Genomic DNA, 22968 nt, shown 5'->3' with positions numbered 1-22968 from the left:
CTCAGCACCCCTACCCGCCAGTACATTGACGCCATGTCTAACACGCAGGCCCGGGTGCCGCTCAAGGCACGCAAGGTGTCCTTCTCCTGGGACGACACGCCGTTGCACTGGGTGCCGGGGGATCCGTTCACCACGCACACCATCAACGTGCTGCACCTGCTGCTGCCCGCCGGTGAGCGCTGGTTCGTGCATGTGTACAAGCAGGTGCTGCCACTGATCCGGGACGACCGGCTCCGTGCGGACGTCGTCGGGTTCATCGGCCAGGAGGCGATGCACTCCCAGGCCCATGACGAGGTGCTGCCGCACCTGCGCGAGCAGGGGCTGGACCCGACGCCGTACACCGCGCAGGTCGACTGGTTCTTCGAGAAGCTGCTCGGCGACCGCACGCTGCCGCCCGGCAGGGCCCGCCGCTGGTGGCTGCTGGAGCGGGTGGCGCTCATCGCGGCCATCGAGCACTACACCGCGTTCCTCGGCAACTGGGTGCTCAACGCCGGGGAACTGGACCGGCGCGGCGCCGATCCGACCATGCTGGACCTGCTGCGCTGGCACGGCGCGGAGGAGGTGGAGCACCGCTCCGTCGCCTTCGAGCTGTTCCTGCACATCGACGGCAGCTACGGCCGGCGGGTACGGACCTGGGCCACGGCCTTCTCGGCGCTGGTCTTCCTGTGGCAGCGCGGGGCGCGGTTCTTCATGGAGAACGACCCGACCCTCGTCGACGGCAAGGCCTCCTTCAGGGACTTCTACGTCCGCGGCCGGCGGGGCCTGCTCCCCGGGACCGGGGACATGCTCAGGTCCATACCCCGCTATCTCAGCCGTGGGTACCACCCCGCGCAGGAGGGCGACACCGAGCAGGCCGTCGCCTATCTGGCCGCCTCGCCGGCGGCCACGGCGGCGGAAAGGCGGGTCTCCTGATGCCGAAGCTGCGTACCGCCGCGCTCGTAGCGGGCGCCGCCCTGCTGGCCCGGCGGTCCCTGCGCCGCCGGGTGCAGGCCTCCCCGCTGTGGCCGATGCCCGCCCTGGACCCGCCGGTCTCCGGCCGGCCTCGCTCCCGGGCCCTGCGGCTGCTGCTCACCGCGCACGAGACGGTCGCCGACGGCGTCGTACGGCTGCGCCTGGAGGGAGGCCGGCTGCCGGCCTGGGAGCCGGGCGCGCATCTCGACCTCGTGCTGCCCTCGGGGCTGGTACGGCAGTACTCGCTGTGCGGGGACCCCGCGGACACGTCCTCCTACACCGTCGCCGCCCGGCTGGTCACGGACGGGCGGGGCGGCTCGCGCGAGGTGCACGAACAGCTCTCCGAGGGCATGGAGCTCCAGGTGCGCGGGCCGAGGAATCGTTTCCCCCTCGTCGAGGCGCCCGCATACGTGTTCGTCGCCGGCGGCATCGGCATCACCCCGATCCTGCCCATGCTGCGGGCCCTGCCGGACGGTACCGAGTGGCGGCTGCTGTACGCCGGGCGGACGCGGGCCTCGATGCCGTTCCTGGAGGAGGTGCGGGGGCTCGCCGGGAACCGGCTGACCGTCGCGGCCGGGGACGAGGACGGGCGCCCGGACCTGGACGCCCTCCTGGCGGACCTGCCGGAGCGGACGGCCGTGTACTGCTGTGGCCCCCAGGGGCTGACGGCCGCCGTGGAGGAACGACTGCCGGAGGGTGCCACGCTGCACCTGGAGCGGTTCGCCCCGCGCGCCGACGCCGTCGGCACCACCGCGTTCGAGGTCGAACTCCGGCGCAGCGGGCGGACGTTGACGGTCCCGGCCGGCTCGACGGTGCTGGCCGCGGTGCGCCGGGAGCTGCCGGACACCGCCTACTCCTGCGAGCAGGGGTTCTGCGGAACCTGCCAACAGCGGGTGCTGGAGGGGGAGATCGACCACCGGGACGAGCTGCTGACGGCCGAGGAACGGGCCGGCTCGATGCTGATCTGTGTGTCCCGCTGCAGGAGCGATCGTTTGGTGCTCGATATGTGATCACCTTCGATCGAATACGATCGGTAAGGTGTGCGCATGAGTATCGGGGTTCGCCGCAGGATGGGCGTCGAGGAGCGGCGGCAGCAGCTGATCGGTGTCGCCCTCGACCTGTTCAGCCGACGCTCGCCCGACGAGGTCTCCATCGACGAGATAGCGTCGGCCGCGGGCATCTCACGTCCGCTGGTCTACCACTACTTCCCCGGTAAACTCAGTCTGTACGAGGCCGCGTTGAAGCGCGCCTCGGAGGATCTCGCGGGCCGTTTCGCCGAGCCCCACGAAGGGCCGCTCGGCACCCGGCTGCTGCGCGTGATGCGCCGCTTCTTCGACTTCGTGGACGAGCACGGGCCCGGTTTCTCGGCGCTGATGCGCGGCGGCCCGGCGGTCGGCTCGTCGGCCACCAACGCCCTCATCGACTCCGTACGGCAGGCCGCCTATGAGCAGATGCTCGCGCATCTGGGCGTCACCGAGGCCTCCGCACGACTGGAACTGGTCGTCCGCTCCTGGATCTCGCTCGCCGAGTCGACGGCCCTGATCTGGCTGGACGGCCGGCGCGTCCCGCGCGCGGAGCTGGAACTGCAGCTGGTGCACGACTTCGCCGCGCTGGCCGCGGTCAGCGCCGCCCACGACGAGGACATGGCGCTCCTGCTGCGCACCATGGTCAAGGACGAACCGGCCGACGGCCCCTTCGCGGAGCTGGTCGGCCGGCTGCTGTCCCTGGCGCCCTGAGCTACCGGTCGGACTTCCGGTACGACGGATCCAGATCGCGGACCTCGGCGGAGGCGTGCAGCGCGGCGCCCGTGTCCGCCACGTGCTCGCGCAGCAGCTCCAGGGCCGCCTGCGTGAGCCTCGCCTTCGTCTCGTCGCTGCGTCCGGCGAGGAGCCCGATCGCCACGTGCACGATGGCGTGCCCGCGCGCCCCGGGGTCCTCGTACCCGAACGCCGTGTACGCGCTCGGCCGGAACTGCGTCTTGCAGGCCTCCGGCTTCGCCGCCGCGATCTCCACGGTCGCCTCGTGCAGCGCCCGGGCGAAGCCCTCGCGGTCGAAGGCGTCCTCCACGATGTCCGAGTAGTCGATGGTGATCTGCGGCATGCGCACTCCTGTTCTACGGGACCTGTCCCGACCCTACTTCCCGGCCCGCCGGAACACCGCCACGGTCCGCGCCGGGACGGTGAACGTGCCCGTGCCGGCCGCGTAGGCGGAGGTCTTCACCACCGGATCGGAACCCGAGGCCTGCACCGGGTGCAGCCGGTACGGCGTCCCGGCGAGGGCGCCGACCTGCTGCCGCTGCCGCTCGGGCGTGGCGTTGAAGACCACGACCAGGTCACCGAGGCGCATGGTGATGACACCCGGCGTCTCGTCCGTGCCGGACAGCGGGAAGGACAGCTCGTCCTGCACCCGGCCGGCCGTGCCCAGCGAGAACGCCTTCTCCGTCGTACGGATCCTCAGCAGGTCCTGGTAGGCGGCGGAGGCCCCGGTGATCTGCTCGCAGCCGACCCTGACCGTGCCCAGCAGCGGCCGGGCGTAGTCCCACTTGGACTGGTTGTCGGCCGCCATGGGCAGCCCGCGCCCGAAGCCGTTGCCGTCGGCGCAGTTCCAGTGGATCGCGTTGAACCAGTCCCCGCTGTCGAAGGAGTTGCGGTCCAGCGACTTCGAGCGCAGCAGGTCGGTGCCCGCCTGGGAGAGGGCCGGTCCCTGCGAGAGGCCGGCCGTGGCCATCGCGAGGACCTGCATCCGGGCCCGGTCGGACGCGGAGGTGTCCTTCGGCAGCTTGTAGGCGAGCGCGTCGAACAGCGACTCGTTGTCGTGCGCGTCCACGTAGGCGAGGGCGTCGCCGGGCGCGTCCGCGTAGCCGGCGGGCGAGCCGTTGTAGTCGATCTCGGCGCCGGTGACCTCCTTGCCGGCGGTGTCGGTGAAGCGGTACCCGGCGAGGTTGCCGCTCAGTCCGACCTTGATCAGGTCCTGGTAGTGCAGCAGCCGGGCCTTCTGCTCCTCCTTCGTGCCGTTGGCGGCGGAGGAGTTGGGGTCGGTGTACAGCCCGGACGCGAAGCCCTGGACGCCAGGGTCGGAGTCGAAGGGGCTGCCGCCGCGCACGGCGTCACGGGCGCGGTCGGAGAAGGTGGCGATGCCGGTGCCGGCCATGTTCTTCTGGGTGGCCTGGACGAACCGGGCGTCGTTCGCGACCTCGCCGAAGTTCCAGCCCTCGCCGTACAGGATGATCTTCTTGCCGTCGACGCCGTCCTTCTCGACGGTCAGCGCGTCCAGGGCCTTCCTGACCGCCAGGATGTTGGCCTTCGGGTGGTGGCCCATGAGGTCGAAGCGGAACCCGTCGACCTTGTACTCCTTCGCCCAGGTGACGATCGAGTCGACGACCAGCTTGCCCATCATCGCGTTCTCCGGCGCGGTGTTGGAGCAGCAGGTGCTGTTCGCCACCGAGCCGTCGGCGAGCAGCCGCTGGTAGTAGCCGGGCACGATCTTGTCGAGCACGGAGGTGTCGGCCTGGCCGCTGGCCGCCGTGTGGTTGTAGACGACGTCCATCACGACCCGCAGGCCGTCCTCGTTGAGCCCCTGGACCATCCTGCGGAACTCGACCGTACGGGCGGTGCCGTCCGGGTCGGTGGCGTACGAGCCCTCGGGGACCGTGTAGTGGTACGGGTCGTAGCCCCAGTTGAAGGCGTCCTTCGCGGCCGTCTTCGCCACGCACTCCTGCTGCTTGTCGGAGTCGGCCGGGTAGGAGGCCAGGTCGCAGTCGGTGCGCGCCTGGTCGGCCTTCTTCTCCGGGACGGTGGCGAAGTCGAAGGCGGGCAGGAGGTGGACGTACGACGTGCCGGACTGCGCCAGCCGGCGCAGGTGCCGGGAGCCGTCGCTGTTCCTGTCGGTGAAGGCCAGGTAGGTGCCCGGGTGCTTCGCGGTGCGGTCCTCGACGGAGAAGTCCCGGATGTGCAGCTCCTGGATCTGCGCGTCCTTCAGCGGTACGGCCTTGGGCTTGCGCAGTCCCGACCAGCCGCTCGGTGCCAGGGACCGGTCGTCCAGGTCGACGACGAGGCTGCGCTCGGAGTTCGCCGTGAGGGCGACCGAGTAGGGGTCGGTGACCTTGTTGGTGACCATCCTGCGGACGCTGGGCGCCCACACCTTCACGACGTACCGGTAGGGCTTGCCCTTCCAGGAGGCGGGGCCGGTGACGGACCAGACGCCGGTCGCGGCGTCGTGGTGCATGGCCTTGAGCGAGCCGTCCAGCTCCAGGGAGACGCTCTGCGCGGTCGGCGCCCAGACGGAGAGCGTGGGCTTGCCGTCGTGGAACACGGGACCGAGCTCCGCCTTGGTCGCTCCCGGGTAGAGGTCGTCCAGCGCGCCCGCGATCTGCACGCCGGTCGCGGCCAGCACGGCACCGTTCGCGGCCCGCTGCGAGGCGACGAGCTGGCTCTTGAGCGCCCCGCGCACCCGGCCCCGGTCGCGCGGGTCCACGGACCAGGCGGTGTAGTCCTTCACCTGCGGGAACTTCGTCTTCTGGGCGTCGCTCAGCGTGGTCTTCTCCAGCCGCAGCCAGCGCTCGTCGTCGCTGGTCAGCGTCCCGTCCTTGGCGGTGATCGAGCCGTCGCGGGAGTACAGCAACTGGGTGGAGGCGGCGCCGTCGGCGCCGTTCCAGGCGAGGGTGTCCCGGTCGATCCAGATCGCCTTGGAGGTGCTCAGGTCGAGCGCGGCGGCGCTGCCCGCCGGCTGCGGAAGCAGGTACTTCTCCTGGCCGTTCAACAGCCACACCTCGTGGCCGTCGGCCTTGAGGTCCAGGGACTGGTCGGCCGGGAGATCCTTGTCGTCGCCCTTGTGGATGATGTAGCTGAGGCTGGTGGCACCCTCGGTGAGCGGCACCTCGAAGACCGCGCCATAGGTATCAGTCTTCACCGGCTTCAGCGGGTCCGACCAGTCGGTGGGGTGCGCCGCACCCGTCCAGACGTGCAGGCCCCAGCCGTCGTAGTTCCCGTCGGCGCGGTGGTAGTGGAGGACGGCCTTGGCCGTGTCCTGGGCGGGATAGCCGGGCCGCCGCGTCAGGACGTCGGGCTTGCCCTGCTCGATCCACACCTCACCCGTCCTGGTGACGTCGATGGACCGGTCGGCGGAGACGTCCTTGTCGCCGTTCTTGTCGATGACCAGGAAGCCGACGTTCGAGGCGCCGGGCCTGAGCTTGACGTAGGCGAAGGCGCCGTAGGCGTCCCGGCCGGTGAACGGGTGGCTGGCCGGCCAGTTGGTGGCCTCGCCGTCGGCGAGGTCGCCCCACGCGTACAGGCCCCAGTCGGCGTAGTCGCCGTCGGTGCGCTTGTAGTGGACGACCGCGTAGTCCCGGGAGGAGGCCGTCGGCGTCTCGGGCGCGGGCGGGGTGCCGGTGGTGCTGCTCGCCGTGGCGCTCGCGGTGTGCCCGGCGGAGTCGGTCACGACAGCCTTGTAGCGCAGCGCGGTCCCGGCGGGGATGTCCCTGCCGAGGGTCTGGGTGACCTTGTACGGCGCGTGGTCGGCGGAGCCGAGGACCTGCCACTTGGCGTTTCCCACCTGCGCGGCGAAGACGACCCGGTTCAGCTGTCCGCCGTCGACCCCGGCGGTGAGGTCCACGGCCCCGGTGGCTCCGGCGGCCGGGGCCGTCAGGGTGAGGGTCGGCGCGGTGGCGGGACGGGCGAGGGGGCCGGCGGCCTTGTAGACGACGGCGGACCCGGCCGGCACGGTGACGGTGACCTCGCGGCCGGCGTCGGACCTCAGGGAGTCCTCGGCGCCGTAGACGCCCCGGTACGACATGCCGGGCGAGCCGGTCGTGAAGGTGGCCGTCTTCGCCTCGCCCGCGTTGTTGAGGGCGACGACGTACTCCTGGCCGGACGCGGCGTCGGTGCGGGTGAAGGCGTAGATCCCGGCGCCGTCGGCCGCGTAGCGCTCGGTCTGGACGCCGTCGGTCAGGGCCGGGTTGGCCTTGCGGAGCTCGGCGAGCGCGGCGATCTGCCGGTAGAGCGGGGCGCGCGGGTCGTAGGAGTCGCTCGCGTGGGTGCGGTCGGTGCCGATCTCGTCGTCGTCCAGGTAGTCGGCGACCTTGGAGGCGAACATGGTCTGGCGGGCGTCCTTGTCGCCGCCGGAGCCGGCGAAGCCCTGTTCGTCGCCGTAGTAGACGACCGGGTTGCCACGGCTGAGGAACATCAGCTCGTTGGCCAGCTCGTCCTTCTTCAGGATCTCGGCGTCGGTGGCCTTCGGGTTGTCCTGCTTGAGGAAGTACCCGATGCGGCCCATGTCGTGGTTGCCGAGGAAGGTGACCTGTTCGTAGGCGTTGGCCTTGTCGGTCGTGTACTTGTAGTCGTCACCGAAGACGCTCGCCAGCTTCTGCGCGCTGCCGCCCTGGGAGGCGTAGGAGCGGGCCGCGTCCTGGAACGGGAAGTCGAGGGTGGCGTCGAGGCGGCCCTGGGTGACGTACGGGGAGGTGACGTTCGTGTCCGTGGCGTAGGTCTCGCCGAACATGAAGAAGTTCTTCCGGCCGTGCGCCGCCGCGTACGCGTCGAGCGCGGTCGCCCACTGCGTCCAGAACCCCATGCCGACGTTCTTGACGGTGTCGATCCGGAAGCCGTCGACGGCGAAGTCCTTCACCCACCGCTCGTAGATCTTCTCCATGCCGTGCACGACCTCGGGACGCTCGGTCCACAGGTCGTCCAGGCCCGAGAAGTCGCCGTAGGTCGCGGACTCGCCGGCGAAGGTCGAGTCGCCCCGGTTGTGGTACATCGTCGGGTCGTTGAGCCAGCCCGGGACCTTGGACCGGCTCGTGACCTGCGGGGTGTACGGGAAGGAGGAGGGGGAGACGGCCGGGAACCCCTTGCCGCCGTCCGCGTGGTCGGCGTCGTCGAAGGGCCTGCCGTCCTTGGTCAGGTAGGGGAAGGCGCCCTTGGAGAGGTAGCCGGCGGACTTCTCCCGGTAGTCCACGACGTCGGCGGTGTGGTTGGTGATGACGTCGAAGAAGACCTTCATGCCCTTGGCGTGTGCCTTGGAGATGAGGTTCTTGAGGTCCTGGTTGCTGCCGAAGTGCGGGTCGACCTGGGTGAAGTCGGTGATCCAGTAGCCGTGGTAGCCGGCGGAGGCGTTGGTCCCCGTGCCCTGCACCGGGCGGTTCTTGAAGATCGGCGCCATCCAGATGGCGGTCGTGCCGAGCCCCTTGATGTAGTCCAGCCGCCTGGTCAGGCCCTTGAGGTCGCCGCCCTGGTAGAAGCCCTTGTCGGCGGGATCGTACCCGGTACTGAGGCGTGAGCCGGTGAGTCCGCCCTTGTCGTTGGCCGTGTCCCCGTTGGCGAAACGGTCCGGCAGGACGAAGTAGAACTGCTCGCGGGTGTCGTCGTGCCGCGCGGGCTGGGCGGCGAGCGCCGCGTCCGAGGGGGGCGCGGGCGGGGTGGCCGCGTGGGCGGCCAGTGGCTGGATCAGTGCGGCGGCGAGGGCTGTTGCGGTGACGGCCGCGGCCCGTCTCGCTCTCGGTATCACAGGCGGTAACTCCTAGCGAATGCGGCTCTCTTGGGTCCGACCCGGCGCGACCGTATCGCCGACGAAAGCCTTGCAGCAAGAGGCTTGAAACTCATAGCAAGTTGTTTCAACGTCAATCTTGACGTGTCCTTCTGGAAGCAGGGCCGCCTCAGCAGCTGGACTTCCCCGCATAGATCGCCAGCGCCGTGTTGGCGCCCAGGGTGGCGGTGAACTGTCCGCCGGAGTTCACCGCCACCGTCGTGTTGTTCTGCACATTGCAGTACGTGCCCGCGGGCAGGGAGGTCTGGTACGTACGGGTCTGGGACGAGGACTCGTGGTTGATCGCCACATATCCCTTGGTGCCGCGGCCGAAGGCGATCCAGTTGTTGCCGTTGTCCCACCAGCCGGTGACCGCCTGGCCCCGTGTCGCGTTGCGGAAGGCGACCATGGACCTGATCTCCGGCCAGGCGTGCTGGCACTTCCAGCCGTCCTGCCAGCAGGCGTTGACCTTGCCGCCGTTGGGCGGGCCGGCGTCCGCGTCCGACCACTCGTAGCCGGAGTTGATGTCGGGGGCGCCGTAGGGCCAGGCGAGCATGAACACGTTGGCCAGGGTGTAGTTGGCGCCGTCCTTGTAGTTCAGGGTGGAGCCGTTGCGCTCGGTGTCGTGGTTGTCGACGAAGACCCCGGCGTCCGAGCTCTTCAGGTAGCCCCAGCCCTCGCCGAAGTTGGTCAGGTAGGCCAGCTTCTCGTTGTTGAGGACGCGCTTGAGGTCGTAGGCGTAGCGGAACTCCTGGACGTCCCCGTTGCCGGTGTACTCGGAGGGCTGGACGGCCTCGTTCGCGCCGTAGATGACCTCCTGTTTCCAGTAGACGGACGGGTTGGTCAGGCGGGACTTGACGTTCGCCAGGTCCTCGGCGGGGATGTGCTTGGCCGCGTCGATGCGGAAGCCGTCGGCGCCGAGGGAGAGCAGGTCGTTCATGTATCCGGCGATCGTCTTGCGGACGTACTCCTCGCCGGTGTCCAGGTCGGCCAGGCCCACGAGCTCGCAGTGCTGGACGTTCCAGCGGTCCTGGTAGTTGGTGACCTGGGAGGTGCAGTCGTCGAAGTCGGGGGACGAGTACAGCCCCGGGTAGTCGTACTTCGTGTACGACGAGCCGCCGGTGCCGGTGCCGCTGCCCGCCGCCATGTGGTTGACGACGGTGTCGACGACGACCTTCAGGCCGGCCGCGTGACAGGTGTCGATCATGTTCTTGAACGCGGTGCGGTCGCCGAGCCGCCCCGCGATCCGGTACGACACCGGCTGGTACGAGGTCCACCACTGCGAGCCCTGTATGTGCTCGGCGGGCGGGGAGACCTGGACGTAGCCGTAGCCGGCGGGGCCGAGGGTGCTGGTGCACTCCTTGGCGACCGAGGCGTAGTTCCACTCGAAGAGGACGGCGGTGACGTCCTTGGTGCCGGGCGGGGAGGCCTCGGCGGTGGTCGGGTTCATGCCAACCAGAGCGGCGGCCGTGAGGGCGGCCGCCACGGGGAGGGTTCTGCGTGCCATGTGCGCTCCTGCACTTCGTTGTGCGTGGGGGGGGAGTTTGAGTGATCAACCACCAACAGGTGGCGTGAACCTAACCGTTACGCCAACGTTTCAGCAAGATGCAGAAAGGAATTCCAACGGGTGTCTTGACGAGGCCAGTTCGCCCGTCACAGGCTCCACAGCAGCAACGCTCGCCCGTGCGTGCGGGCGGGAAGAGGGGGACTTCCATGGCCGAAGGGTTTCGCATACGGGGTCGCGTGCGGGTGGGCGGGGAGCCGGCCGGGGTCCGGGGCCTGAAGCCGCGAGCCCTGCTGGTGACCCTGCTGCTGCACGCGGGACGCCGTGTCCCGCTGGATGTGATCCAGGAGGCGCTGTGGGACGGCGGACCCCCGCGTTCCGCCGTGGCCGACATCCGTACGCACGCCAGTGCCCTGCGCGCGGCGCCGGCCGGCACCGCCACGCCGGCCGCCGGCGACGGCGGCTACGCGCTGGAGGTGTCCGCCGAGGCCTGTGACCACCTGCGCTTCCGCGACCTGTCCGGGGCGGGGCGGGCGGCGCTGCTCGCGGGGGGACGCCGACCGGGCGACGCGGCTGCTCGCGGCGGCGCTGCTGCTGTGGGACGGCGACCGCGCGGCCGTCGGTGTGCCACGCGTCGGCCCGCTTCTCGGAGCGCTCGGGCATCTGGACGAGGAGCGGATGCGGGCGGTGGAGGACCTGGCCGAGGCCCAGCTGCGGGTCGGCGAGCCCCGGGCGGCCCTGCGCGATCTGACCGGCCTGCTCTCCGCGGCGCCGCTGCGCGGCAGGGGCTGGGCCCTGCGCATGCGGGCCCATCACCGGCTGGGCGAGGCGGGCGGCGTCCTGGAGGCCTACCGCAGCGAGTGCGCGGTCTATCAGGCGGAGCTGGGCATCACTCCGGGGCGTGAACTGGGTGAGGCCTACGCCGAGTTGATGGGCCGGCGGCCGCCCAGGAGCGCGTGACGCCCCGCTCCCCCCGGGCGGGAGCGGGGCGCGGCCCGGTGCCGTTCCGTCACGAGCTGCAGCACTTGCCGGTGTTGGTCCAGCTGGTGCAGCTGCCGGTGCTGTCCCAGCACTGACGGGTGTACTTCGCCTGGTAGGGGAGTCGTTCCAGGCGCATCTGCTGGGCAGTGTGGAGGCGGCGAAGGAGATCCGGCTGTTCGGCACCGGCGCGCTGCTGCGGGAGCGGATGCGCCGGGACCGTACGGCGATCAACGCGACCCGGCGCCGGATGGAACTGCGCACGGCGGCGGCGCAGGGCCTGCCCGCGGCCGTGTCGGCGGGGATCGCGGCGGCGGGTCTGCTCTGGGCGGTGCGGGCGGCCGCCCGGGGCGAGCGGACCGCCGGCGACCTGGCCGTGCTCACCTCGGCGATCGCCGCCGTGCAGGGCGGGCTGAGCGGCATCGCCGCCTCCGCCACCGTGGCGCGTCAGCATCTGCTGCCGTTCGAGCACTACCTCGACCTGACGAGCGCGCCGCCCGACCTGCCCGTACCCCGGCCGGCCCGCCCCGTGGGCGAGCTGACCCGCGGCATCGAGCTGCGGGACGTCTGGTTCCGTTACTCCGAGCAGCACGACTGGGTGCTGCGCGGGGTGAACCTGACCCTTCCCCGCGGCCGCACGCTCGCGCTCGTCGGCGCCAACGGCGCGGGCAAGAGCACCCTGGTGAAGCTGCTGTGCCGGCTCTACGACCCGAGCCGGGGCAGCATCCTGTGGGACGGCACCGACATCCGTGAGCTGGACCCGGCCGAGCTGCGCCGTCGTGTCGGAGCGGTGAGGTGGTCCGGGCGGCGCGGGCGGCCGGTGTCCACGACACGCTCGCCGCGCTCCCCCGCGGCTACGACACGCTGCTGTCGCGGTCCTACGGGGACGGCGAGGAGGTCGGCGTGGAGCTGTCCGGCGGGCAGCGGCAGCGGGTGGCGCCGGCCCGGGCCTTCCTGCGGGAGGATCCCGATCTGCTGATCCTGGACGAGCCCGCCTCCGGACCGGACCCGGAGGCGGAGCACGAGATCCAGGAGGCGCTCCGGCTGCACCGGCGGGGCCGCACGAGCCTGCTGATCTCGCACCGGCTGGGCACGGCTCGCGACGCGGACCTGATCGTCGTGCTGCGGGACGGGACGGTCGTGGAGTCGGGCGGGCACACCGAGCTGGTGGGGGCGGACGGCCGGTACGCGGCGCTGTTCCGGCGGCAGGCCGAGGGGTATGTGCGGTGATCGTGCTGCTGTTGCCGGCCGCCGGGGCGGCCGGGGGCGTGCTGTGGATCCGGCGCCGGATGGTGGTGAGCACCGTCAAGGGGGTGAGCGTGCGGCCGACGCTGCGGGCCGGGGACGTGCTGATCGGGCGCCGGACGGGGGCGGGCCGGCTGCGGTCGGGGCAGATCGTGGTGGTCGAGATGCCGGACCCGGGCGCCGACTGGAAGAGCTGGAGCTGGCCGGACCGGGCCTCGCACTTCATGATCAAGCGGCTCGCGGCCGTGCCCGGCGAGCCCGTGCCGGCCGCCGCCCGCGACCGGCTCGGCCCGGGCACCGTGCCGGCCGGATCCGTGGTGGTGCTGGGAGACAACCTGCAAGAGAGCGTCGACTCGCGGGAGATCGGTTACTTCCCGGTGCGGCGGGTGGTGGGGGTGGCGGTGCGCACGTATCGCCGCAGTCCGGAGGACATGCCGGGGTAACGGGGACGTCACGCTTGCGGGCTCTTGCGGAAATTTCCTTGCAACATCTTTCGCAAGGACTTGCAGCCTTGCTACGTTCCTCCCGCGCCCGGCGGCCGTCGATTGGGACAGACGGCACCCGCGGTCTTCCCAAGGGATGATCCGGGCAACCCTCTTCTAGGAGTTCATATGCGACGTGGCATATCGATCGCCGCCGCGGTCACCGTGGTCGCCCTGGCCGCCACCGCCTGCGGCGGCTCGGACGACAAGGCCGACGGCAAGCCGAAGGACCCCAAGGACGTCTCAGGCACGATCACCTACTGGGACACCTCCGACGCGGCGACCGAGGCCCCGACGTACAAGGCCCTGATCAAGCAGTTCGAGGCCAAGTACCCGAAGATCAAGGTGAACTACCAGAGCGTCCCCTTCACCGACGTCGAGCAGAAGTTCAAGTCGGCCGCCAAGAGCGGCAAGGGCGCGCCGGACGTGGTGCGCACCGACGTGGGTCTGATGGCCGAGTACGCCTCGCTGGGCTACATCGCCCCGCTCGACGGCACCGCCGCGCTGAAGAACACCTCCGACTTCAGCACGGGCGCGATGAACACCGCCAAGTTCAACGGCAAGACCTACGGCGTCCCGTCGGTCACCGACACCCTCGGCCTGCTGTACAACAAGGACCTGCTCAAGAAGGCCGGCCTCGCCAAGCCGCCGGCCACCTGGGACGAGTTCATCGCCGACGCCAAGACGATCAAGAAGAAGACCGGCGCCTACGGTACCTACGTCAACCCGGACTCCTACTTCCTGCTGCCGCTGCTGTACAGCAACGGCGCCGACATGGCCGACCCCTCGGCGAAGAAGATCACCGTCAGCGACAGCAGCGCCGTCACCGCGCTGACCACCGCGAAGAAGATCTACGACGAGGCGTCGATGAAGGTCGACTTCGCGAACGCCTACCAGAACATGCAGACCGCCTTCAAGAACGGCAAGGTGGCCATGCTGATCCAGGGTCCCTGGTCCGTCAGCGACGACCTGACCGGCTCGGCGTTCAAGGGCAAGGAGGCCAACCTCGGCTACGCGCCCGTCCCGGCCGGCGCCGGCGGCAAGGCCCAGGCCCCGACCGGCGGTCACAACCTCGCCGTCTACCAGGGTTCGGGCAACCTGGACGCCAGCTACCTGTTCACGCAGTTCATGACGTCCACCGAGAGCCAGATCACCATCGCGGAGAAGACCGGCACCCTGCCGACCCGCACCTCGGCCTACACCACCGCGGTCACCTCCAACGCCAAGATCGCCGGCTTCAAGCCGATCCTGGAGAAGACCGCCCGGCCGCGCGTCGCGCTCCCCCAGGTCGGCTCGCTCTTCACGCCGCTGCAGCAGAACTACGTGAAGATCCTGCAGGGCGACTCGTCGGTCAAGTCCGGCCTGGACGCCACCGCCAAGCAGTTCCAGACGCTGCTTCCCGGCTACTCCATCGGCTGACCTGAACGGTCGGTAGCCGGACCGTAACCGAAGGACACGCAGCCCCGGGGAACGTTCTTTCCCCGCTGCCGCCCCGACCGGGGCTCCCCGGGGCTGCGGAACCACCCACCCTCCGCCGCGAACGAGCCGATAAAGAGTCGATGAGGATGACCACCGCAGCGAGCACGGCACAGACCGACAAGACAGCGCGGGACGACGGGTCCCCGCGCCCCGCACGCGTTTCGCGCCTCAGGCGGTCCTGGGACAAGTACTGGTACGCCTGGGCGATGGTGACCCCGGTCGCCGTCGTGATCGCCGTGCTGGTCCTGTATCCGCTGGGGTACGGCTTCTACCAGTCGCTGACCAACGCCAACGAGTCGAACGTCGCCGCCACCATCGGCGCCTTCCACCGGCCCGCGACCTACGACTTCGTCGGCCTCGACAACTACTGGCACGTCCTGTCGGGCGCGGACGGCGACTTCTACCCGCGCCTGGTGTGGACGGTCGTGTGGACGGTCTGCTGCGTCGCGCTGCACGTCGCCATCGGCATGGGCCTCGCCGTGCTGCTCAACCGCAAGATGCGGCTGCGCGGCTTCTACCGGGCGATGCTGATCCTGCCCTGGGCGGTCCCGTCGTTCATCGGCGTCTTCGCCTGGCGGCTGATGCTGAACTCCCAGTTCGGCGTGTTCAACGAGATCATCACCGCGGTCGGTCTGCCCGAGCAGAACTGGCTGGGCACCCCGCTCGCCCAGAAGGTCGCCGTGATCATGGTGAACGTCTGGATCGGCGTCCCCTTCAACATGGTCGCCCTGCTCGGCGGCCTGCAGTCGATCCCCAAGGAGCTGTACGAGGCCGCCGAGATGGACGGCGCCTCGCCCTGGCAGCGGTTCGTCAACGTCACGCTGCCCGGTCTGCGCCCGGTGTCCAACACGGTGATCCTGCTGGGCTGCATCTGGACGTTCAACATGTTCAACGTCATCTACCTGCTGCTGGGCAACAACACCACCGGCGACACCGACATCCTCGTCACCTTCGCCTTCCGCAAGGCCTTCACCGGCATCTCGGACTACGCGGGAGCGGCGACCTACGGGATCATCATCCTCGCCCTCCTGCTGGCCTTCTCGACCTTCTACCGCCGCAACACCCTGAAGTCCGAGCAGGCGTAAGGAGCACCCGCCATGACCGCAGCGACCCACGAGACCCCCGCGACCGCTCCCGCCGCCACCCGCTCCCCCGCCGCCCCCTCCCGCAAGGTACGCGGGCGTGAGGAGCGCAGCCCCGCGGCGTCGATCGCCCTGCACGCCACCCTGATCCTGGCCACGGTGATCGCGGCCTTCCCGGTGGTGTGGATCCTGTTCATCTCGCTCGGCCCGAAGAACGCCTGGCAGCAGCCGAGCGAGGTGCTCAAGGACCTCAGCTTCCACAACTACGCCGACGTACTGGCCCATTCGGACCTGCCGCAGTGGTTCCTGAACACCGTCGTCGTGGCCGGTGGCACCACCGTCCTCGGCGTCTTCCTCGCGGCGACCGCCGGGTACGCGGTGTCCCGGATGAAGTTCCCGGGCAGCCGGCAGCTGATGTGGACGTTCCTGGTCACCCAGATGTTTCCCAGTATCGTGCTGATCGTGCCGCTGTACCTGCTTCTGTCCGAGTTGGACCTGCTCGACAACTACCTCGGCCTGATCCTGGCGTACGCGACCACGGCGGTGCCGTTCTGCGCCTGGATGATGAAGGGCTACTTCGACACCATCCCCAAGGAGATAGACGAGGCGGGCCGGGTGGACGGCCTCACCCCGATCGGCACGTTCTGGCGGCTGATCGTGCCGCTGGCCAAGCCGGGCCTGGCGGTGACCGCGTTCTACAGCTTCCTCACCGCCTGGGGCGAGGTCGCGTACGCCACGCAGTTCATGCAGTCCGACCACTACACGCTCGCCGTCGGCATCCGCACCTTCGCCCAGGACCAGCGGCCCGACTGGGCGTGGACCTCGGCCACCGCGATCATCATCACCGTCCCGGCGGCCCTCGTGTTCATGCTCGTGCAGCGCAGCCTGGTCTCCGGACTGACCGCCGGCGGCACCAAGTCGTGACCGCCGCCGCGCACGCCCGCGGACCCACGTACCTCGCAAGCGCCTCTGTCGTTCCCCCCGCATCCTTAAGGGAATCCATGACCCAGCACGTCACCGACGCAGTCCCCACCGACGCCTCCTCCGCCGCCGCCGAGCGCCGGGAGTGGTGGCGCGAGGCGGTCATCTACCAGGTCTACCCGCGCAGCTTCGCCGACGGCAACGGCGACGGGATGGGCGACCTGCCCGGCATCCGCTCCCGGCTGCCGTACCTGAAGCGGCTGGGCGTGGACGCCGTGTGGCTGTCGCCCTTCTACGCCTCCCCGCAGGCCGACGCGGGCTACGACGTCGCCGACTACCGGGCCGTCGACCCGATGTTCGGCACCCTGACCGACGCCGACGACCTGGTGCGCGACGCCCACGCGCTGGGTCTGAAGGTGATCGTCGACGTGGTCCCCAACCACTGCTCCGACCAGCACGAGTGGTTCAAGCAGGCGCTGCGCGAGGGCCCCGGTTCGCCGCTGCGCGAGCGCTTCCACTTCCGCCCCGGCAAGGGCGCGGACGGCGAACTGCCGCCGAACGACTGGGAGTCCATCTTCGGCGGCCCGGCCTGGACCCGGGTCGCGGACGGCGAGTGGTACCTGCACCTGTTCGCGCCGGAGCAGCCCGACTTCAACTGGGACCACCCGGCCGTGCACGACGAGTTCCGCTCCATCCTGCGGTTCTGGCTGGACCTCGGCGTCGACGGCTTCCGCATCGACGTGGCGCACGGGCTGGTCAAGGCGGCCGGGCTGCCGGACATCGGCCGGGACGAGCAGGTCAAGCTGCTCGGCACCGAGGCCGTGCCGTACTTCGACCAGGACGGCGTGCACGAGATCTACCGGGGCTGGCGGCGCATCCTCGACGAGTACCAGGGCGAGCGCGTCGCGGTCGCCGAGGCGTGGACGCCGACCGTGGAGCGCAGCGCCCTGTACATCCGGCCCGACGAGCTCCACCAGGCCTTCAACTTCTCCTACCTGACCACCGACTGGAACGCGGCGGACCTGCGCGACGTCATCGACCGCTCGCTCGGCGCCATGAGCGCCGTGCACGCGCCCGCGACCTGGGTGCTGTCCAACCACGACGTGGTACGGCACTCCACGCGCCTCGCGGAAGGGGACGCGGCGCGTGGTCTGCGCCGGGCCCGGGCGGCGACCCTGCTGATGCTGGCGCTGCCCGGCTCGGCATACCTCTACCAGGGCGAGGAGCTGGGCCTGCCCGAGGTCGTCGACCTGCCCGACGAGGTGCGCCAGGACCCGGCGTTCTTCCGCAGCTCGGGCCAGGACGGCACGCGCGACGGCTGCCGGGTGCCGATCCCGTGGTCGGGCCAGGTGCCGCCGTTCGGCTTCGGACCCGTCGACGGCGGCCCGAGCTGGCTGCCGCAGCCGGCCGACTGGAAGGACCTCACCGTCGCGGCGCAGGACGGTGACCCGACCTCCACCCTGGAGTTCTACCGCAGCGCGCTGGCCGTGCGCCGCGAGCACCCGGCCCTCGGCGCCGGCCGCCAGGTGACCTGGCTGGACAGCCCCGAGGGCGTGCTGGCCTTCCGCCGTGACACCGCCGACGGCTCCTTCGTCTGCACGGTCAACCTCACGGCCGCTCCGGTCACCGTGAACACCCCCGGCACGCTGCTGCTGGCCAGCACCGACGTCGAGCCGGGCGGCGCGCGCACCCGGATCCCCGCGGATTGCGCCATCTGGTGGGCAGTCTGAGATGCGACCGGTACAGTCCAATCCTGTGACCACACGGCTTGCCGACATCGCTGCGCAGGCGGGGGTGAGCGAAGCGACCGTCAGCCGGGTCCTCAACGGGAAGCCGGGCGTCGCCGCCACCACCCGCCAGTCCGTGCTCGCCGCGCTGGACGTGCTGGGCTACGAGCGCCCGGTGCGGCTGCGGCAGCGCAGCGAGGGGCTGGTCGGGCTGATCACACCGGAGCTGGAGAACCCGATATTCCCGGCCCTGGCCCAGGTCATCGGCCAGGCGCTGACCCGCCAGGGCTACACACCGGTACTCGCCACCCAGACCCCGGGCGGGTCGACCGAGGACGAGCTGACCGAGATGCTCGTGGACCGCGGGGTCGCCGGCATCATCTATGTCTCCGGGCTGCACGCGGACACCACCGCCGACATGCAGCGCTATGAGCGGCTCCGCGCGCAGGGCGTGCCGTTCGTCCTGGTGGACGGCTTCTCGCCGAAGGTGCAGGCGCCGTTCATCTCGCCCGACGACCGGGCCGCGATGACGCTCGCCGTGACGCACCTGGCGTCGCTGGGGCACACCCGGATCGGGCTGGCCCTCGGGCCGAAGCGGTTCGTGCCGGTGCAGCGCAAGATCGAGGGCTTCGTGCGGGCCATGCAGGACCAGCTGGGGCTCGCCGCCGAGGTGATCGAGACCGAGCTGATCCAGCACTCCCTGTACACCCTGGAGGGTGGTCAGGCGGCGGCCACGTCGCTGATCGAGCGGGACTGCACGGCCGTGGTGTGCGCCAGCGACATGATGGCGCTCGGTGCCATACGGGCGGCCCGGCAGCGGGGCCTGGAGGTGCCCCGGGACGTGTCGGTGGTGGGCTTCGACGACTCCCCGCTGATCGCCTTCACCGATCCGCCGCTGACCACGGTCCGCAAGCCGGTCCCGGCGATGGGGCAGGCCGCGGTGCGCACGCTGCTGGAGGAGATCGGCGGGACGCCCGCGCCGCACAGCGAGTTCGTGTTCATGCCGGAGCTGGTGGTGCGCGGTTCCACCGCGTCGGCGCCGCACGCCGTCCGTATGCCGTAGAAGGTGCGCCCCGGACCCGTCCTTGGGATGATCGGCCGAGGAAGCCTTTTCTGGCAGACTTGATGGCTATGAGTGACTCGACCGTGACGCAGTCGGAAGGTCGCGAGGAGGTGGCCGTTCCGCAGGCCGTCACGGGCGAGGGCAGACGGGGCGCCCGGGCTTTCGCGGCCCGGCTGCGGCATCCGCGGCGGCCCCGCCTCTGGTTCGAGATCCTTCTGATCGCGGTGAGTTACTGGACGTACTCCCTGATCCGCAACGCCGTCCCGGAGCAGAAGGCCGAGGCGCTGCGCAACGCCGACTGGATCTGGCGCGCCGAGCACACGATGGGCATCGCCGCCGAGCAGTCCGTCAACCGTGCCGTGAACTCGGTGCATTGGCTGATCGTCGGCATGAACTACTACTACGCCACCCTGCACTTCCTCATCACGATCGGTGTGCTGGTGTGGCTGTACCGGTGGCATCCCGGCCGGTACGCGGCGACCCGGACGGTGCTCTTCGCGACCACGGGCGTGGCCCTGCTCGGTTACTACCTGTTCCCGCTCGCCCCGCCCCGGCTGATGCGCGGGGGGCGTTTCGTGGACACCGTGATGGTCCACCACACCTGGGGCTCGATGGCCTCCGGCGATCTGAAGCACATGTCGAACCAGTACGCGGCGATGCCGTCCATGCACATCGGCTGGTCGCTGTGGTGCGGGCTGACGGTCTTCGCGCTGACGTCCGTCCCGTGGGTGCGGGTGCTGGGGCTGCTCTACCCGACGCTCACCCTGCTGGTCATCGTTGCCACCGCCAACCATTTCTGGCTGGACGCGGTCGGCGGTGTGCTGTGCCTGAGCTTCGGCTTCGCGGCGGCACGGGTGTGGTACGGCGCGCTGCCGTACCGGCTGCCACGGGTGGCGCCGGCCGGGGCCCTGCGGCCGGCCCCGGCGACCTCGCCGTAGCCGGGCCGCGGGTGCCGGCTCAGCCGCCGTCGCCGTAGAACAGCTCCTCCACCACCGCGCGCGCCCTGCGGGTCGTACGGCGGTACGCGTCCAGCATGTCCCCGGCGTGCCCGGCGCCGTAGCCCAGATAGCGGCCCACGGCGGCCAGCTCGCGCGGCTCGGTCGGAAAGGTGTCCCCGGCCCGGCCGCGCACCAGCATCACCGCGTTGCGCACCCGGGTGGCCAGCACCCACGCCTCGTCCAGGATCTCCGCCTCCTCGGCGGGCAGCAGCCCGGCCTGCCGGGCGGCGGCCAGCGCCTCACGGGTGCGGGTGGTGCGCAGCCCGGGCTGGTCCCAGCCGTGCCGGAGCTGGAGCAGCTGGACGGTCCACTCCACGTCGGACAGGCCGCCCGGCCCGAGCTTGGTGTGCAGCCTGGGATCGGCGCCGCGCGGCAGGCGCTCGGCCTCCATGCGGGCCTTCAGCCGGCGGATCTCGCGCACGGCGTCGTCGCCGAGCCCGTGGACCGGGTAGCGCAGGGGGTCGATCAGCTCGGTGAAGCGGCGGCCCAGCTCCTCGTCCCCGGCGACCGGCTCGGCCCGCAGCAGCGCCTGGGACTCCCAGACGAGCGACCAGCGGCGGTAGTACGCCTCGTACGACTTCAGCGTGCGCACCAGCGGGCCGGACTTGCCCTCCGGGCGCAGGCCCGCGTCGATCAGCAGCGGCGGGTCGGCGCTGGGCAGCTGCAGCAGCCGGCGCATCTCGGCGACGACCTTGTTCGCCGCCGCGGCCGCCTCGTGCTCGTCGACGCCCTCCTGGGGTTCGTGCACGAAGACGACGTCCGCGTCGGAGCCGTAACCCAGCTCGTGACCGCCGAAGCGGCCCATCCCTATGATCGCGAAGCGGGTGGGCAGCGTGTCGCCCCAGCCGTCCCGGACCACCGCGCGCAAGGTGCCGGCGAGCGTGGCGGCGGTGAGGTCGGAGACCGCGGCGCCGACCCGGTCCACCAGGGCGCCCTGGTCGGCCTCGGCCGGACTGGTCTCGGTGCCGTAGGAGCCGACGATGTCCCCGGCGGCCGTACGGAACAGCTCGCGGCGGCGCACGCCGCGGGCCGCCGTGACGCCCTGCTCGGCGTTCTCCGCGCGGCCCACCGCCGCCAGGATCTCCTGTTCGAGCGGGCTTCGCTCGCGTGCCGCCAGCCCGCCGCCGTCACCGTCGCCGAGCAGCGCCACCGCTTCCGGTGCGCGCATGAGGAGGTCGGGGGCGAGGCGGCCCGCCGACAGGACGCGGGCCAGGTTCTCGGCCGCCGCGCCCTCGTCACGCAGCAGGCGCAGGTACCAGGGTGTCTTGCCGAGCGCGTCGGAGACCTTGCGGAAGTTCAGCAGGCCCGCGTCCGGGTCGGCGGAGTCGGCGAACCAGCCGAGGAGGACGGGGAGCAGGGTGCGCTGGATGGCCGCCTTGCGGGTCACGCCGGAGGCCAGGGCCTCCAGGTGGCGCAGGGCGGCGGCCGGGTCGGCGTAGCCGAGGGCGACCAGGCGCTCGCGGGCCGCCTCGGCGCTCAGGCGGGCCTCGCCGGGGGCGAGTTGGGCGACCGCGTCGAGCAGCGGGCGGTAGAAGAGCTTCTCGTGCAGCCGCCGTACGACGCCGGTGTGCCGCTTCCACTCGCGGTTCAGGTCGGCGACCGGGTCGGTGCGCAGGCCGAGGGAGCGGCCGAGGCGGCGCTGGTCCGCTTCCGCGGTGGGCACGAGGTGGGTGCGGCGCAGGCGGTAGAGCTGGATGCGGTGCTCCATCGAGCGCAGGAAACGGTACGCCTCGTCCAGGCGGGCGGCGTCCTCGCGGCCTACGTAGCCGCCGGCTGCCAGGGCCTGCAGGGCGTCCAGGGTGGTGCCGCTGCGCAGGGCGGGGTCGGTGCGGCCGTGGACCAGCTGCAGGAGCTGGACGGCGAACTCGACGTCCCGCAGGCCGCCCGGGCCGAGCTTGAGCTCGCGTTCGATCTCGGACGCGGGGATGTTCTCGACCACGCGGCGGCGCATCTTCTGCACGTCGGCGACGAAGTTGTCGCGCTCGGCCGCCTTCCAGACCAGGGGTTCGAGCGCGTCGACGTAGGCGTGGCCCAGGTCGGCGTCGCCCGCCACCGGGCGGGCCTTGAGCAGGGCCTGGAACTCCCAGGTCTTCGCCCAGCGTTGGTAGTAGGCGACGTGGGAGGAGAGGGTGCGCACGAGGGGGCCGTTGCGGCCCTCGGGGCGGAGGTTGGCGTCGACCGGCCAGATGGAGCCCTCGACCGTGGTCTCGGAGCAGATCCGCATGAGGTGCGAGGCGAGGCGGGTGGCGCAGGCGAGGGCGTGGGCCTCCGTGGTGCCGTCGGCCGCCTCCGCCACGAAGATCACGTCCACGTCGGAGACGTAGTTCAGTTCGTGGCCGCCGCACTTGCCCATCGCGATCACCGCGAGACGGCAGGCTGCGGCGTCCTCCGGAGCGTTCGTCCGCGCCAGGGCCAGGGCCGCGCGGAGGGTGGCGGTGGCGAGGTCGGCGAGTTCGGCGGCCGTCTCGGCGACGTCGGTGGTGCCGCAGACGTCGCGGGCGGCGATGGAGAGCAGGCAGCGGCGGTAGGCGACGCGGAGGGAGACGGGGTCGGTGGCCTCGGCCAGGCCGCGTGCGAACTCCTCGACGCCGGGGTGCAGGTCCTGGGGCTCGTAGGTGACCAGGGCGTACCAGTCGCTGGGGTGGCGGGCCAGGTGGTCGGCCAGGGCGGCGGAGGCGCCGAGGACGCCGAGGAGGCGGTCGCGCAGCGGCTTGGCCGCGATGAGGGTGTCGAGCAGTTCGCGGTGGGACGTGGGGCCGTCCTGGGCCTCCAGGAGGCGGACCAGGCCGTGCAGGGCCAGGTCGGGGTCGGCGGTGGCGCCGAGGGCTTCCAGGAGGACGGGGTCGTCGCGGACGGGGGCGAGTTCCGGGCCGTCCAGGAGGCGCTCCGCGGCGGAGGGGTCGGTGAAGCCGTGTCGGAGCAGGCGGGTGAAGGTGCTGCTTCTGCGCCCCGGCGTCATCTCCGTGGCCTCCCTCGGGTGCGGTCGTCCTGGCCAGAGCCTATCCGGCGAAGCGGGGGCG

General features: G+C 71.1%; 17 protein-coding genes. 13 read left to right on the top strand and 4 right to left on the bottom strand.

All coding sequences use genetic code 11. The features are described 5' to 3' along the window. The first annotated feature begins 33 nt into the window (after positions 1–33). Genes IE244_RS04180 through IE244_RS04170 form a run of 3 tightly spaced genes read left to right on the top strand, consistent with a single transcriptional unit; the run spans position 34 to position 2687 of the window. Entirely contained in the window at positions 34–912 is an 879-nt protein-coding gene (locus tag IE244_RS04180) for a metal-dependent hydrolase (RefSeq protein ID WP_191871220.1), read from the top strand. Continuing rightward, positions 912–1961 (top strand): PDR/VanB family oxidoreductase, encoded by a 1050-nt coding sequence (locus IE244_RS04175; protein ID WP_191871219.1) that lies wholly within the window; start codon positions 912–914, stop codon positions 1959–1961. Before IE244_RS04180 ends, IE244_RS04175 begins: the two co-directional genes overlap by 1 nt. Positions 1962–1997: 36 nt before the next feature. Then, complete coding sequence (locus tag IE244_RS04170; RefSeq protein WP_229853938.1) at positions 1998–2687, top strand: TetR/AcrR family transcriptional regulator; 690 nt, start codon at positions 1998–2000, stop codon at positions 2685–2687. A gap of 1 nt (position 2688) precedes the next feature. Here the strand turns inward: IE244_RS04170 and IE244_RS04165 are convergent, their stop codons facing one another. The 3 genes from IE244_RS04165 to IE244_RS04155 all read right to left on the bottom strand — a co-directional run bounded on the left by IE244_RS04165 (position 2689) and on the right by IE244_RS04155 (position 9976). Then, positions 2689–3051 carry a 5-carboxymethyl-2-hydroxymuconate Delta-isomerase gene (locus tag IE244_RS04165; protein WP_191871218.1) on the bottom strand — a complete coding sequence of 121 codons (363 nt, stop codon included), beginning with the start codon at positions 3049–3051 and terminating at the stop codon, positions 2689–2691. A gap of 33 nt (positions 3052–3084) precedes the next feature. After that, complete coding sequence (gene pulA, locus IE244_RS04160) at positions 3085–8451, bottom strand: pullulanase-type alpha-1,6-glucosidase (RefSeq protein WP_191871217.1); 5367 nt, start codon at positions 8449–8451, stop codon at positions 3085–3087. A gap of 148 nt (positions 8452–8599) precedes the next feature. After that, the gene (locus IE244_RS04155; RefSeq protein ID WP_191871216.1) at positions 8600–9976 is read right to left on the bottom strand and encodes an alpha-amylase; all 1377 of its coding nucleotides are present in this window, start codon (positions 9974–9976) and stop codon (positions 8600–8602) included. Between the two features lie 489 nt (positions 9977–10465). On the opposite strand from IE244_RS04155, the gene IE244_RS04150 reads away from it, so the two are divergent. The 10 genes from IE244_RS04150 (at position 10466) to IE244_RS04105 (ending at position 19888) form a co-directional block, all read left to right on the top strand. Continuing rightward, positions 10466–10933 (top strand): AfsR/SARP family transcriptional regulator, encoded by a 468-nt coding sequence (locus IE244_RS04150; protein ID WP_191871215.1) that lies wholly within the window; start codon positions 10466–10468, stop codon positions 10931–10933. 169 nt (positions 10934–11102) lie between these two features. Further along, a complete protein-coding gene (locus tag IE244_RS04145) occupies positions 11103–11930 on the top strand; it encodes an ATP-binding cassette domain-containing protein (protein WP_191871214.1) in 828 nt (275 codons plus the stop codon). Beyond that, positions 11855–12181 (top strand): ATP-binding cassette domain-containing protein, encoded by a 327-nt coding sequence (locus tag IE244_RS42710; RefSeq protein WP_191871213.1) that lies wholly within the window; start codon positions 11855–11857, stop codon positions 12179–12181. Before IE244_RS04145 ends, IE244_RS42710 begins: the two co-directional genes overlap by 76 nt. After that, positions 12178–12639 carry a S26 family signal peptidase gene (locus IE244_RS04135; protein WP_191871212.1) on the top strand — a complete coding sequence of 154 codons (462 nt, stop codon included), beginning with the start codon at positions 12178–12180 and terminating at the stop codon, positions 12637–12639. Before IE244_RS42710 ends, IE244_RS04135 begins: the two co-directional genes overlap by 4 nt. A gap of 168 nt (positions 12640–12807) precedes the next feature. Next, positions 12808–14097 (top strand): extracellular solute-binding protein, encoded by a 1290-nt coding sequence (locus tag IE244_RS04130; protein WP_191871211.1) that lies wholly within the window; start codon positions 12808–12810, stop codon positions 14095–14097. Positions 14098–14237: 140 nt separating this feature from the next. Then, complete coding sequence (locus IE244_RS04125; protein ID WP_191871210.1) at positions 14238–15242, top strand: carbohydrate ABC transporter permease; 1005 nt, start codon at positions 14238–14240, stop codon at positions 15240–15242. A gap of 12 nt (positions 15243–15254) precedes the next feature. Beyond that, positions 15255–16163, top strand: a complete 909-nt coding sequence (locus tag IE244_RS04120; protein ID WP_191871209.1) for a sugar ABC transporter permease — start codon at positions 15255–15257, stop codon at positions 16161–16163. A gap of 77 nt (positions 16164–16240) precedes the next feature. Continuing rightward, positions 16241–17890 (top strand): glycoside hydrolase family 13 protein, encoded by a 1650-nt coding sequence (locus tag IE244_RS04115; protein WP_191871208.1) that lies wholly within the window; start codon positions 16241–16243, stop codon positions 17888–17890. 25 nt (positions 17891–17915) lie between these two features. Continuing rightward, complete coding sequence (locus tag IE244_RS04110; protein WP_268252846.1) at positions 17916–18950, top strand: LacI family DNA-binding transcriptional regulator; 1035 nt, start codon at positions 17916–17918, stop codon at positions 18948–18950. A 68-nt stretch (positions 18951–19018) separates the two neighbouring features. Beyond that, positions 19019–19888, top strand: coding sequence for a phosphatase PAP2 family protein (locus IE244_RS04105; protein ID WP_191871206.1), 870 nt, complete (start codon positions 19019–19021; stop codon positions 19886–19888). A 19-nt stretch (positions 19889–19907) separates the two neighbouring features. Here the strand turns inward: IE244_RS04105 and IE244_RS04100 are convergent, their stop codons facing one another. Further along, positions 19908–22907: a bifunctional [glutamine synthetase] adenylyltransferase/[glutamine synthetase]-adenylyl-L-tyrosine phosphorylase gene (locus tag IE244_RS04100; RefSeq protein WP_191871205.1), complete on the bottom strand. Its 3000-nt coding sequence runs from the start codon at positions 22905–22907 to the stop codon at positions 19908–19910. Positions 22908–22968 lie beyond the last annotated feature (61 nt).

The sequence above is a fragment of the Streptomyces filipinensis genome (assembly GCF_014649495.1).
In the GTDB taxonomy this organism is placed as follows: Bacteria; Actinomycetota; Actinomycetes; order Streptomycetales; family Streptomycetaceae; genus Streptomyces; species Streptomyces filipinensis.
The sequence above is the reverse complement of the archived record's forward strand: the minus strand, read 5'-3'. Positions and strand labels throughout refer to the sequence as shown.

Excerpts from the sequence above, each read along its gene's own strand:
- IE244_RS04180 (WP_191871220.1), top strand. The coding sequence starts at position 34 with ATGTCTAACACGCAGGCCCGGGTGCCGCTCAAGGCACGCAAGGTGTCC.
- IE244_RS04175 (WP_191871219.1), top strand. The coding sequence starts at position 912 with ATGCCGAAGCTGCGTACCGCCGCGCTCGTAGCGGGCGCCGCCCTGCTG.
- IE244_RS04170 (WP_229853938.1), top strand. The coding sequence starts at position 1,998 with ATGAGTATCGGGGTTCGCCGCAGGATGGGCGTCGAGGAGCGGCGGCAG.
- IE244_RS04165 (WP_191871218.1), bottom strand. The coding sequence starts at position 3,051 with ATGCCGCAGATCACCATCGACTACTCGGACATCGTGGAGGACGCCTTC.
- IE244_RS04155 (WP_191871216.1), bottom strand. The coding sequence starts at position 9,976 with ATGGCACGCAGAACCCTCCCCGTGGCGGCCGCCCTCACGGCCGCCGCT.
- IE244_RS04130 (WP_191871211.1), top strand. The coding sequence starts at position 12,808 with ATGCGACGTGGCATATCGATCGCCGCCGCGGTCACCGTGGTCGCCCTG.
- IE244_RS04125 (WP_191871210.1), top strand. The coding sequence starts at position 14,238 with ATGAGGATGACCACCGCAGCGAGCACGGCACAGACCGACAAGACAGCG.
- IE244_RS04120 (WP_191871209.1), top strand. The coding sequence starts at position 15,255 with ATGACCGCAGCGACCCACGAGACCCCCGCGACCGCTCCCGCCGCCACC.
- IE244_RS04115 (WP_191871208.1), top strand. The coding sequence starts at position 16,241 with ATGACCCAGCACGTCACCGACGCAGTCCCCACCGACGCCTCCTCCGCC.
- IE244_RS04105 (WP_191871206.1), top strand. The coding sequence starts at position 19,019 with ATGAGTGACTCGACCGTGACGCAGTCGGAAGGTCGCGAGGAGGTGGCC.
- IE244_RS04100 (WP_191871205.1), bottom strand. The coding sequence starts at position 22,907 with ATGACGCCGGGGCGCAGAAGCAGCACCTTCACCCGCCTGCTCCGACAC.